Origin of the sequence: Candidatus Methanoperedens sp. BLZ2 (assembly GCF_002487355.1) — an archaeon.
Lineage (GTDB): Archaea > Halobacteriota > Methanosarcinia > Methanosarcinales > Methanoperedenaceae > Methanoperedens.
In genome coordinates this window covers 1-11339 of the sequence record NZ_NTMG01000047.1, presented here as the reverse complement: position 1 = coordinate 11339, position 11339 = coordinate 1, and the positions used below count along the sequence as shown (strand labels likewise).

Sequence of the window (11339 nt, the reverse complement as noted above, 5' to 3'; positions counted from 1 at the left end):
GGCTTTTTCCGGCACCCAGACAGTCGAGCCCTTTAGTATAGTGCCATTAACATTCACGATCTTACCATCCAATGTATCAGCTTTCTGGACGAATTCATCCACTTCATAGTAAAATGAGAGTGCGTTACTGAAACTTTGCACTCCAAGAAATAATATAAGTATAACCACTATCCCGACACCAAGCATGTTTCTTTGTTTTCGGTTCATGTCTTCATCTCATTATCTCATAATCCCAACTTTACAATGTGTGTAAACTATACATATACTTTACGGTGAGTGTAAAGAGGTGGCTGTGACCGGTGGTGGAAGAAAAGAGTTGGATAGGAGTTTTTTCCGGTCACTATTATCTAAAAGGATGTGCCTTTTAATGTGGGTTGTGGTTTAAAAATACAGTGAAATAAATAACCATACTTTAATTTTTTAAACCGCAAACTATTTACTTTACACTGATTGTAAAGTAATTTATTTACATTGTCTGTAAAGTAATCGAACGTTGAGCACAATATGAGGAAGCATCTTGAACATTATTGAACTTGATGATGTCTGGAAGATATACAGAATAGGTGAAGTGGAAGTTCCGGCACTTAAAGGCCTGAGCTTAAAGATAAAACCTGGTGAATTCCTGGCTCTCATGGGGCCAAGCGGAAGCGGCAAATCAACAGCATTGAACATGATAGGCTGTCTTGATATCCCTACAAGAGGCAGGGTTTTCCTTGAAGGACAGGATATTGCTGCACTTACAGAACTGGAACTCTCCCGTATAAGAGGCAAGAAAATAGGTTTTGTCTTTCAATCCCACAACCTCTATCCAACGTTAACAGCTCTTGAAAATGTCCAGCTGCCAATGAGAATACATGAATTCAGTGAGGCAGAAATCTGGGATAGATCAGAGGAATTGCTGCAACTTGTCGGCCTTTCCGGGCGCGCAAATCATTACCCTTCCCAGTTATCAGGTGGCCAGAGCCAGAGAGTAGCGATTGCAAGAGCGCTCTCCACAAATCCCTTATTAATTTTAGCTGATGAGCCAACCGGTAATCTCGACACGGAAGCAGGAAAAGAGGTACTGGATATTTTCACAGAACTGAATGCAAAAAATGTCACGATCGCCATGATCACTCATGATGAAAAAATCGCGGGAAGGGCGAATAAAACCGTGAGAATGATAGATGGAAAACTTGCATCATAATTAACTGGAGTAATAAATCTATGAGTCAAATAAGAAAATGTGTTATTATTTTGCTGATTTCGCTGCTATTTTTGCAGGGAGCGGCTGCATCGAGTTATTACCTTGTAACTGAACATGAACCGGTATATCCGGGAGATACGGTCTTTGTCTGGGTCCCGATCAATAACATCGGCTATGGTACATCGATGGTAGACACTGTTGTGAAACTGGTCCCGGCAAATAATGCTACGGAAAAAACAATACACGTACTGGATACTGAAGTGTCACTCGGCAATATGGATGACTGGAATGATATGCGAACAGCCAGTTTTAAAGTCCATGTGGATCAGAATACACTGGAAGGAGAATACGAGTTTATCGTTTATGTCACCACAAAAGAGAAAGAAAGCGGCAGCGTTACAACAGCAGCGTTAAAAGACAGGATACTTGTCATTAAAGGCACGCCGATTATAACACTCTCAAACACCTCTATCTCTGCTATCGCACCAGGCTCTACAAATGAAGTTATATTAAAGTTCAAGAACGAAGGATCGGGTGTAGCAAGAAATCTCTATGTTGATATAAACACTGGCAGCGAACACCTTGCATCGGTATTTTCAATTACAGGCTCAGGTACGCGATTTTTCCTTGGAAGTCTTGGCACCGGGGAAGATGCAAAGATCAAATTCGATATGATTGTTGATTCGCAGGCGCAGACTGGTGTCTATAATATACCCATCAAAATATCAGGGATCAATTACTCGGTAAGCGATTCCATTGGATTGGGTGTTGCAGGAATCACGGATTTTGAGTTAAGTTACCAGGAATCGGGAAGCAGCTTTCTCCTGAGTGTATCCAATATAGGGGTCAATCCGGCTAAAGCGGTTAGCGTGGAAATACCGCCACAAAACAGTTTCAGTGTTTCCGGGAGCAATACACAGGTGATAGGCAATTTGAACTCCGGAGACTATACTTCTGCAAATTTCCAGGTCTCCCGGACTGGAAGATCTGATATGGCAATAAAAATACTGTATACTGATGCTGCCGGTGTACGCAGGTCGGTAGAAAAGAAGCTTCCTGTAAAACTTTCAAGCGGCATGGCTGGTACAGCATCCAGATCCACAGATGACCAGCATGCGGCTATGCATGGCGGGGGAACAAATTATTCCGGGCTGGTGCTTAGCTTTGCTCCATACATCGGGATCGCGCTTCTTGGCATCATTGGTTTCTGGCAGCGAAAGAGCATCACTGAAATGTACCATAGAATGAAATTCCAGAGGCAGAGAAGGAAATGAGGCTTCTGGATATCTTCCTTCTCTCTCTTTCCCATGTAAGGAAAAGCAGGATGAGAAGCTGGCTTACCATTGTGGGCGTAATCATAGGTGTCGCTTCGGTCGTAGCCATTATATCCATAGGGCAGGGAATGCAGGAAAATGTGCAGCAAAGGCTCGGCGGCTTTGGCGCTGATATAATAACCGTGATTCCTGGATATTTCAGGGCGACAGGTGTACATAGCGAGATGCATACAGACAGGTCTGTGAGTACGAGTTCTTCGATCAACCTTACAGATAAAGATTACAGGGTGATCAAGCAGGTACCTGGCGTGATGTATGTAAATGGACTTGTTTCGGGCAAAGCCGATCTCAAATACGATAATGAAAAAACAGTTGTATCAGTAACTGGCGTCGATACTTCGGTCTGGAGACAGATGGATAATACCGGATTAGATGATGGAAGGTATCTCCAGTCCGGAGATTCTAATTCGATCGTCGTGGGGTATGGTCTTGCTTATGGGGCTTTCCTTCAACCAATAACGCTTAACCGTCCTATTACTATCGGGGGTAAAAATTTCAGGGTTGTGGGTATTCTCAGGCAGTCAGGTGGATTAGGAGGCAGCAGTGATACCGGGATATATATGCCAGCTGAGATGGCAAGAGAAGTTATCACTGAAAAAGTAGCAAATAACCAGTTTACATCTATGGTCATTAAAGCAACGGATGCCTCTCTTGTAGAATACCTGAAAGCTGATATCGAGCAGAAGCTTATGAGTTCAAGACAGGTAAATCCGCGAACAAAGGATTTTACAGTAATAGCTTCAGCTCTTATCCGTGAACAGATGAGCGGCGTGACCCAGACTTTATCCCTGTTCTTAAGTGCGATCGCTGCTGTTTCGCTCCTTGTGGGAGCAATAGGTATAGCCAACACCATGTTCATGTCGGTCATGGAACGCACAAAACAGATAGGGTTACTGAAAGCAATAGGTGCGGGTGAGAGCGAAATCATGAAACTTTTCCTTATCGAGTCAGGAATATTCGGACTCGTAGGCGGGATAATAGGCGTAATATCTGGTGCGGCTATTTCCCTGCTCATCCCTTATCTGGGCATACAGGCCCTGGGCTTTGGAGGAGATATGAGAGCGACGATTACTACAGGGACCATATTTTTCGCTCTTGGTTTCTCGGTAGTGATAGGCATACTATCAGGAATAATTCCTGCCAGGCATGCAGCAAAGATGAGACCTGTGGATGCTATAAGATATGACCAGTGAGTAAAGGATATGATTGAAGACGATTTAGATGCCATTGAAAAGGAGATGCTTGAGGATCTTAAAAAGCCAAAAGGCAGGCGGATACTTGTCTGTCCGGTCTGCGGCTCTACCGAGGTCACATATTATATGGGCCTGAAAACAGGCTATCAGTACCAGTGCAATAGCTGTAATTACGTGGGTGCCGTGGTGCTGGAAATGGAATGTTAATTACACTAAAATAATTAAATAGATTGCGGTATAAATTTATAAAACAAAAATGACACAAAATGAGAAAAATCCATATATAGCGCTTATTTGCAGCCACTGTGAATTCTTCAAGGAAGATGATATCGAACTCGAATGTGCAGCATTCAAGATCTTAAAAAACATGCTCCAGAAAGGCATGATCACACAGGAAGAAGTAAAAGATGCCTTCAAATGATTTGTATCCGGTACTTGCGCCGGGTCATACGCTGCGAAATCTTGAGGCGCCCTTTGTCTATTACATCCCTGATGACCAGTTATATGAACTGGATGATGAGGCATTTGAATTCTTAAAAAAATGCGATGGGAAGACTCCTTTTCCAATGTCATTCCCGGATGCTGGCAGCGATAAGGGAGCTATTGAATTTATGCTGGATGAAGGAATAATCCTGATGCAGAATTCTGTACATCCAAGAATTATAAAAGTTGAGGGGTCATCGGTACCTTCCTTGCGCTATCTTCTTCTGAACATAACGAATAAGTGCAATCTTTCCTGCAAACACTGCTATCTTGGGAAATCAGGAAATGTTGACATTGAAGTTAGCCGGTTCGAGAAGACGATCTCAAAGTTTGAAAGCATGGGCGGCTTGAAGCTCATGATCTCTGGAGGGGAGCCGCTTATGCATTCTGGATTCTGGGAGCTTATGGAGGTTCTGCCATCCTATGAACTCAGGAAAGTAATTCTTTCGAACGGCACTTTAATTGGTCAAAAAGAGGCTAAAAAACTCTCCGAATATATAGATGAAGTACAGGTCAGTATCGATGGTATCCGTTCTCATGATATTTTGCGAGGGGTGGGCTCTTATGAAAAAGCCATGCGCGGGGTTACCAATCTCCAGAGTTTCAATATTCCTGTTTCTATCGCTACAATGGCGCACAAATACAATGCAGAAGAATTCGATGAAATGCAAAAGCTTTTTTCCGGCATGAATATCATTTCATGGAGCGTTGATGTGCCCTGTATGGCGGGTAACCTTAAAGATAATCAGGATATTATGCTTGATCTGAAAAAAGCAGCATCGCATTTAAGGTATGGCTTCGGGGCGGGTGCGCATGAGAGTACGGGCAATTATACATGCGGCTCTCATCTATGTGCTGTATCGCCTGACGGCACGGTCAGTAAATGCGGTTTTTTTGAGGATGAACCTGCGGGAAATATTGATGATCTGAGGGCAGCACATGATAAACTGTGCAAAGATTATTTATGGACGCTTGATAAGCTTGATTGCCATGATTGCGAGGTAATTCATGATTGCAGGGGAGGGTGCCGCTTCAGGGCAAGGCAACATGGGGGGATTTTAGCCCCTGATCCCCTGTTATGCTATGCTAATGGTGTTCTGACGCACCTGTGAGATGTCGGATGTGTTTTAGCGGTAACAACAAGAAAATTCCGGTAAAATTTTATAAATTTAAACCAAAAACATATTAACGAATCGAAATAATTTATTCACAGAGGTGAAAACGTGAAGATCAAAATGGTAAAGAAAATCGCCAGAGGAACATGCAAATGTCATTCTTCCTGCGCTTAATACTGCATAGCAAAGATTGAAACATGCAGAGGAATAATCTATCGATTGTATAATAATGGGTTGGCTGAAGTGGGGGATTGAAAATTTTTATTTGAAAGCTTATAAATATGAGGGGATATTCATATGGATAGTTTCAGCAAGGTTACACCCCCAATTTATTGATTGATGCAAAGCATATATGGTATTCTTCCGCTACTGCACGCTCTGCTTTTATTAAGGCTTCCTGTGAATTAAGTCCTTTTGCTACAAATTCGTCTCTTTTTTTACAAATATATGTCAATATGTTGAATGTGTCCATGATTTTTAATCTGTCTTTTAAATTTTGTGCTGTTTATTTTTTCCAAGTTAACATGTTAATAGTAGATGCTTATCCCTTAATCGGTTTTTGCTTTAAAAAACCAAACAACATTTACTGATTTTTTACTTATTTGAAACAAAACAAGTGGTTAATTTAATAAGGTGGTATCAAGGGTATAGAGTTCCAGCCCTTTGGAAGGGCCAAGTCACGAAAAATAAAAGTATAGACAACAACACACTGTGCATTTATTTTCCTTCATCTTATTTTCTCATAATCTCAACTTTACAATGCGTATAAACTATACATATACTTTACAGTTGATGTAAAGAGGTGGTTGTGACCGGTGGTGGGAAAAAAAGAATTGGATAGGTATTTTTTTTCCGGTCACTATTATCTAAAAGGATGTGCTTTTTGATGTCTGTTGCGGTTTAAAAATACAAATAAAAGTATGTTTTTCTTTAAAAGTTCGAATAAAGAGGGATTGTAGAGTCCTGAAATTATTTTCTTATTTTGTAGAGAAAAAGCGATGCAATTTTATATTAAACAGTAATTACATAAATGCTATTCAATGACTGATCCAGAAAAAACCCAATCCATAATACAGACTTATAAGAATGATCCTGAAAGCGTATACAACACATGGTTCATCAATAATGAAGCAAGGCTAAAAGCCTTTGGAGCAATACGAAGAGGAGTTGAACAGGTCATAAAGGATATTAAAGAAGATGTTTTCCCTAACGATTTTAAGGGTTCCTCCCTTGAAGTAGTCCTGAATGCCATTACGGAACAAAAACAAGTTTTTGAAGGAGCTGCACACCCATTCTACTGGAAACCAAAACTCAGGATCCCTGATATTTATGAAAACGATGCAAATAAAATCCTTTTTGGCCAATTCCTGGAATCATGCCTTAAAACAAAAGAAGAACAGATCATTAAAGAGATAATTAAATTATCCCATCAAAATATTAAGGGGTTAGGCCCTTCAGCAGCAAACATCCTGTATTTTATCCATCCAACAATTATTCCGCCGTTTAACACAGCCATAGTGAAGGGATTTAATATATTATTTAAAGACCAGAAAAAACTGGGTTCCTGGTATGGTTATTTGGAAATGAGGGACACGATCCTGCAAGTAAATGATCAGTTTAAGAATTTATTATCTAAGGATTTGGGAGCAATCACAGGATTGCTTTTTGAAATCGGTATGGAAAGAATTGTTGTGGATGATAATTTTCAGATTGTAAATGAAGACGGAAAGAAGAGAGAAAGACTAATCCAGAAAAGACATCAAGATGTACAGATTGAGGTAGAAGAAGAGCATACACATACAAACATCCAATATTTATTGATGAAGATCGGGAAATCCCTTGGCTATGATGTTGTGGTAGCCTCTAATGATAGGGCGAAATCATATAACAATGAAAGCTTTTCATTTATTTCTTTACCTGAACTCCCAGAACTAAAAGTCGGAAACGAAGTAAAGAAAACTATAGCTCTGATCGATGTGATCTGGTTTGAAAAAGGAACAACTAAATTTGTGAGCGCCTACGAAGTAGAGAAAAGCACATCGATATATTCTGGCATCCTGCGACTTACCGATTTAGCGCTCACACTTTCTAAATCTGAAAAAGTATCGCTCTATCTTGTTGCACCTGATCAAAGAGAAAAGGAAATAATCGCCCAGTTGAAAAGACCTGCTCTCATGACGCAGAACGGTATTAAAATAGCATATATTTTATTTTCCGAACTCTGCGCGCATTGTGATTCTATCTGCAAACTCGGTGAGGATCATACCATCATGGATAAGGTCGCAAAATCATTGAAATGAAATCTGCTTGTTGATGGGCTCCATCTGTTCACAATGACTCTCGCCGATTGTGCTGGTATTTCCCACAGCAACTTTCTCATTTCCCATCCGGGCTAACGCGACAGCGGCTCCGAACACCATAATTGCCGCCAGGATTCCAGTGATCAATACAATATTCCTGTTCATATTTCTCATCCTCTTGTAAAATATGATATTGCTAAAACTACTATAACCATCAATACAATGTGCAGCAACATATCTTTTGTGCCGCCGCCGCAGCATCCTGCGCTGTTTTTTTGTTCTTTTTCAGCAGGATTTTTTACAGTGCCTGTTTGTTCTTGTTTTGTATCTTTATCCGTTTCATTCGGTTTACTTGATCCGCAGCAGTCCATTTTTTTTCTCTCCTTTATGAATATTTATATTAATCTGATATATACAGTCTTTATTAAAGGTCATTTTGCTTTAAATTTGAAAGATTTTACGATGGATTTGTTTATATTTTTAGGCATCAAAGTATATCTTCATATAACTCAATTTCAAATCATATTATGAATGAAGGTAATAATAGAGTAAATATTAAAGTCGGATTAAATGTCGGGGTAGTTTTAAAGCATGACCAAAGGAGTGGAAAAATAACCCGGGGCATTGTTAAGAGAATTTTGACTAATTCTTCCCACCACCCGCATGGAATAAAGGTTGAACTGGAAAATGGGCAGGTTGGAAGAGTGAAGGAAATTCATTTCGGGAAACAATTCGAAATTCAAGAAATTGAGATTTGAGAAAACTATAACTAAAATCAAGCCTATTTGAATATGGGTGAGTTATTTTGAAAGATATAATTGAAATAATTAAAACAAGACGATGTGTACGTGAATATAATGAAGATGTTGTATCAGATGAGGATGTACAATTCCTGATTGAATGCGCAAGATATGCTCCAACAGGCTTTAATATGCAGCCATGGAGCTTTTTAGTGATTAGAAACAAAGACCTGTTACATAAGTTATCTGAAAGCGGTAAGAAGTCAATGATTCCGATTCTTGAACCAATGAAAAACAGTTCCAGGAAAGCTTCTGATTTTCTTGTTTTCCTCAAAACAAAGGGAACAAACATGCTCTATGGTGCTTCTGTGCTTGTTATAATACTGGGAAATAAAAACTCGCCCACAGTTGATTTCGATTGTGCGATGGCAGCTCAGAACATGATGCTGGCTGCTCATTCAAAAGGTATCGGAAGTTGCTGGATTGGAGGTTTACTTCCGGCTTTCATGGATGAAAAATTATTAAAAGAACTTGGCGCACCTGATGGCTATAAAGCAGTTGCTCCATTGATATTCGGATACCCTGGTGGTAGAACCGAAATGCCTGAGAAAAATGAGCCGGATGTGAAATGGTTAAGGTAGCTTTTAAAATCTCATGATCCCATGAATTTCATATCTCAATTTATTTACGTAATTATTGAGGCTTTCTATATCTTTTATTCTTTTTTTTGAAAGGGATCTTAATCTTAACCGGATTTCTGTATTGGGCACAATACCATAAGCAGAAAGATATTTAATTATTTTGCATGCAACAAGGCTTCCTCTTTTATCCCAGTCGGTCAATAGCACGATATCTTTCCCGGTCTTTGAGAGCGAATCCGTAAGATCAAGCAATGGCTGCTGTGAAGCAAATTGGAAATCACCATTGATGCCAAGATATCGCAAAGATCCTTCATCTTTCCTTCCTTCGACAATGATAATTGCCCCGGCCTCTGCAAATTCCTTAAGTTCCAGGATAATTTCTTCGAGTTTTTTAAGACGTTCTATATCTTCAAGATCATTGTGCATCATTTCGAGCCCAGGATTTCTAAAATCTCTTCGTGGTTTCCCTGGAAGATCATTACTGATTTCTTACTGCTTGCCATACCGGATACTATCTCAATATTTTTCGGACTAATATTAAATAATTTTGATAAAAAGGAAATAAGTTCTCCGTTGGCTTTTCCTTTTTGGGCCCTTTGTGCAATCCTTACTTCAATACGCCTGCGCCATGGATTATAACCCTGGATTGCAGTTTCTTTTGCTCCTGCTGTTATCTCAAGATCAAGGATAACCCCTTCCCGGGCGATTCTTACGGCATCTTTCATTAGTTCTAAAATGATCGGACTGATATTAATCATATGCCATTATGACTGTTAAAAAACATTTTGGATATTCAAGAAAGGATTTAAACAATTAAGTGAATACTTTTAATTAAAGGGGAATTTTATTGGAAAATTCTGATATAAAGAAATATGACCTGATCGTCATCGGAACAGGTTCAGGAATGAATTATGTTGGCACAATCCTTGAAACAAATCCTGGTTTCAAAATTGCCGTAATTGATAAAGATGAACCGGGCGGAATATGCCTTACCCGTGGATGCATACCTTCCAAACTCCTGCTATACCCTGCTGAACTTATAAGGACAATAGGAACAGCAGGAAAATTCGGTATAGATGTAGAATTGAAAAATATTGATTTCAATTATATTATGGATAGAATGAGATCAATTATTTCAGAAGACATTGAATCCATACGTATTGGACTTTCCAGCGACCCGAATATTGATTATTATCACGATATTGCAGAATTTGTGTCACCATATACTATGAAAGTTGGCGCCATGACCATTACTTCAAAAATGATATTTCTCTGTACCGGCTCAAAAACTATCATACCGCAAGTAAAGGGTCTGGAGGAAGCAGGTTATCTTACAAGTGATACTGTATTGGAAATGACGAAACTTCCAGCAAGTATTGCCATAATCGGCGGTGGATACATAGCAGCAGAGTATGGCCATTTTTTCTCCTCAATGGGTTCTAAGGTGACTATTATAGGAAGGAACAAGCAGTACATCCCTGAAGAAGAGCCGGAGATTTCAATGCTGGCAAAAAGAGATATGTCCGGATTCATGGACATCATCACAGGTCATGAAGTTGAAGAAGTGCAAACAACAGCAGATGGGAAGAAAAAAGTCATTGCCCGGGGCGAAGCGGAAAAAGTTGAATTTATTGTTGATGAGATCTTAGTTGCTTCAGGACGGGGGCCAAATCATGACATACTGCATCCTGAGAAAGGGGGAATAAATACAGATGCGAGAGGATGGATTATCGTGAATGAATTTCTTGAAACAACCCGGCCTGGCGTCTGGGCTTTTGGGGATGCTAATGGAAAATATCTCTTCAAGCACGTGGCAAATTATGAATCAAGGGTCGTTTTCTATAATGCGATCATGAAACAGAAGATAAAAATAGATTATCATGCAGTCCCTTATGCTGTTTTTTCATATCCTGAGATAGCAAGCGTTGGAATGGGAGAAAAAGAAGCAATTGAAAAATACGGACAGGCAAACACGCTGATTGGTTTCTGGAGCTATGAAGATACGGCAAAAGGAAACGCGATGGATGTAAAAGATTATTTTGTGAAGATCATATTGGAAAAAAGTACCAAACAGATATCAGGCGCCCATATTATAGGCCCATATGCATCTATCCTTATACAGGAGATCGTGAACCTCATGTATACAAACGAAGAAAATCCGGAGCCTGTAATCCGGGGAATGCATATCCATCCTGCATTAAGCGAGGTTGTCCAGAAAGCTTTTTATTCATTGATGCCTCCCGAACATTATCATCATATCCTGGGACATATGGGGCTTGAGTCAATTACCCCTGGTTGAAACCGGGGGCTTGTAACTATGCTTCATCTCAATTCCTGTTATGGCTTT

16 protein-coding genes are annotated in these 11339 nt (G+C 39.9%); 10 read left to right on the top strand and 6 right to left on the bottom strand.

Features of this window, described 5'->3' with window-relative positions; all coding sequences use genetic code 11:
* The coding region (locus CL181_RS08670) for a cytochrome c maturation protein CcmE (RefSeq protein ID WP_141398848.1) at positions 1-207 on the bottom strand (207 nt) is incomplete at its 3' end.
* Between the two features lie 310 nt (positions 208-517).
* On the opposite strand from CL181_RS08670, the gene CL181_RS08665 reads away from it, so the two are divergent.
* From CL181_RS08665 to CL181_RS08645, 6 genes are read left to right on the top strand one after another with little or no spacing between them, the layout of a single operon-like run.
* A complete protein-coding gene (locus CL181_RS08665) occupies positions 518-1186 on the top strand; it encodes an ABC transporter ATP-binding protein (RefSeq protein ID WP_255251499.1) in 669 nt (222 codons plus the stop codon).
* A gap of 20 nt (positions 1187-1206) precedes the next feature.
* Entirely contained in the window at positions 1207-2460 is a 1254-nt protein-coding gene (locus CL181_RS08660; protein ID WP_097298913.1) for a COG1361 S-layer family protein, read from the top strand.
* Positions 2457-3713 carry an ABC transporter permease gene (locus tag CL181_RS08655; protein WP_097298912.1) on the top strand — a complete coding sequence of 419 codons (1257 nt, stop codon included), beginning with the start codon at positions 2457-2459 and terminating at the stop codon, positions 3711-3713. The genes CL181_RS08660 and CL181_RS08655 overlap by 4 nt, the downstream gene beginning before the upstream one ends.
* 9 nt (positions 3714-3722) lie before the next feature.
* Positions 3723-3920: a hypothetical protein gene (locus CL181_RS08650; protein WP_097298911.1), complete on the top strand. Its 198-nt coding sequence runs from the start codon at positions 3723-3725 to the stop codon at positions 3918-3920.
* Positions 3921-3969: 49 nt separating this feature from the next.
* Positions 3970-4134 (top strand): hypothetical protein, encoded by a 165-nt coding sequence (locus CL181_RS20265; protein ID WP_176505123.1) that lies wholly within the window; start codon positions 3970-3972, stop codon positions 4132-4134.
* Positions 4121-5308 (top strand): radical SAM/SPASM domain-containing protein, encoded by a 1188-nt coding sequence (locus CL181_RS08645; protein WP_097298910.1) that lies wholly within the window; start codon positions 4121-4123, stop codon positions 5306-5308. The genes CL181_RS20265 and CL181_RS08645 overlap by 14 nt, the downstream gene beginning before the upstream one ends.
* A gap of 319 nt (positions 5309-5627) precedes the next feature.
* On the opposite strand, the gene CL181_RS20870 is transcribed toward CL181_RS08645, so the two are convergent.
* Positions 5628-5783 (bottom strand): hypothetical protein, encoded by a 156-nt coding sequence (locus tag CL181_RS20870; RefSeq protein WP_217993128.1) that lies wholly within the window; start codon positions 5781-5783, stop codon positions 5628-5630.
* Positions 5784-6351: 568 nt separating this feature from the next.
* Between CL181_RS20870 and CL181_RS08640 the strand changes: the two genes are divergently transcribed.
* Positions 6352-7611 carry a hypothetical protein gene (locus CL181_RS08640; protein ID WP_096205744.1) on the top strand — a complete coding sequence of 420 codons (1260 nt, stop codon included), beginning with the start codon at positions 6352-6354 and terminating at the stop codon, positions 7609-7611.
* Here the strand turns inward: CL181_RS08640 and CL181_RS20260 are convergent.
* Positions 7600-7776: a hypothetical protein gene (locus CL181_RS20260; protein WP_176505122.1), complete on the bottom strand. Its 177-nt coding sequence runs from the start codon at positions 7774-7776 to the stop codon at positions 7600-7602. The two genes, CL181_RS08640 and CL181_RS20260, sit on opposite strands and share 12 nt — an antisense overlap.
* 5 nt (positions 7777-7781) lie before the next feature.
* Complete coding sequence (locus CL181_RS08635) at positions 7782-7982, bottom strand: hypothetical protein (protein WP_097298909.1); 201 nt, start codon at positions 7980-7982, stop codon at positions 7782-7784.
* Positions 7983-8138: 156 nt separating this feature from the next.
* Between CL181_RS08635 and CL181_RS08630 the strand changes: the two genes are divergently transcribed.
* Together CL181_RS08630 and CL181_RS08625 are read left to right on the top strand one after the other, a co-directional pair.
* On the top strand, positions 8139-8369 hold the full coding sequence (locus tag CL181_RS08630) for a YwbE family protein (protein WP_097298908.1): 231 nt from the start codon (positions 8139-8141) through the stop codon (positions 8367-8369).
* A 47-nt stretch (positions 8370-8416) separates the two neighbouring features.
* The gene (locus CL181_RS08625) at positions 8417-8992 is read left to right on the top strand and encodes a nitroreductase family protein (protein ID WP_176505121.1); all 576 of its coding nucleotides are present in this window, start codon (positions 8417-8419) and stop codon (positions 8990-8992) included.
* A 3-nt stretch (positions 8993-8995) separates the two neighbouring features.
* Here the strand turns inward: CL181_RS08625 and CL181_RS08620 are convergent, their stop codons facing one another.
* Together CL181_RS08620 and CL181_RS08615 are read right to left on the bottom strand one after the other, a co-directional pair.
* A complete protein-coding gene (locus tag CL181_RS08620) occupies positions 8996-9421 on the bottom strand; it encodes a toprim domain-containing protein (RefSeq protein WP_255251498.1) in 426 nt (141 codons plus the stop codon).
* A complete protein-coding gene (locus CL181_RS08615; RefSeq protein ID WP_097298906.1) occupies positions 9418-9750 on the bottom strand; it encodes a DUF167 domain-containing protein in 333 nt (110 codons plus the stop codon). Before CL181_RS08615 ends, CL181_RS08620 begins: the two co-directional genes overlap by 4 nt.
* A 104-nt stretch (positions 9751-9854) precedes the next feature.
* On the opposite strand from CL181_RS08615, the gene CL181_RS08610 reads away from it, so the two are divergent.
* Positions 9855-11291, top strand: coding sequence for a dihydrolipoyl dehydrogenase (locus CL181_RS08610; protein WP_097298914.1), 1437 nt, complete (start codon positions 9855-9857; stop codon positions 11289-11291).
* Positions 11292-11339: the final 48 nt, after the last annotated feature.

Excerpts from the sequence above, each read along its gene's own strand:
- CL181_RS08660 (WP_097298913.1), top strand. The coding sequence starts at position 1,207 with ATGAGTCAAATAAGAAAATGTGTTATTATTTTGCTGATTTCGCTGCTA.
- CL181_RS08655 (WP_097298912.1), top strand. The coding sequence starts at position 2,457 with ATGAGGCTTCTGGATATCTTCCTTCTCTCTCTTTCCCATGTAAGGAAA.
- CL181_RS08650 (WP_097298911.1), top strand. The coding sequence starts at position 3,723 with ATGATTGAAGACGATTTAGATGCCATTGAAAAGGAGATGCTTGAGGAT.
- CL181_RS20265 (WP_176505123.1), top strand. The coding sequence starts at position 3,970 with ATGACACAAAATGAGAAAAATCCATATATAGCGCTTATTTGCAGCCAC.
- CL181_RS08645 (WP_097298910.1), top strand. The coding sequence starts at position 4,121 with ATGCCTTCAAATGATTTGTATCCGGTACTTGCGCCGGGTCATACGCTG.
- CL181_RS20870 (WP_217993128.1), bottom strand. The coding sequence starts at position 5,783 with ATGGACACATTCAACATATTGACATATATTTGTAAAAAAAGAGACGAA.
- CL181_RS08640 (WP_096205744.1), top strand. The coding sequence starts at position 6,352 with ATGACTGATCCAGAAAAAACCCAATCCATAATACAGACTTATAAGAAT.
- CL181_RS20260 (WP_176505122.1), bottom strand. The coding sequence starts at position 7,776 with ATGAACAGGAATATTGTATTGATCACTGGAATCCTGGCGGCAATTATG.
- CL181_RS08635 (WP_097298909.1), bottom strand. The coding sequence starts at position 7,982 with ATGGACTGCTGCGGATCAAGTAAACCGAATGAAACGGATAAAGATACA.
- CL181_RS08630 (WP_097298908.1), top strand. The coding sequence starts at position 8,139 with ATGAATGAAGGTAATAATAGAGTAAATATTAAAGTCGGATTAAATGTC.
- CL181_RS08620 (WP_255251498.1), bottom strand. The coding sequence starts at position 9,421 with ATGATGCACAATGATCTTGAAGATATAGAACGTCTTAAAAAACTCGAA.
- CL181_RS08615 (WP_097298906.1), bottom strand. The coding sequence starts at position 9,750 with ATGATTAATATCAGTCCGATCATTTTAGAACTAATGAAAGATGCCGTA.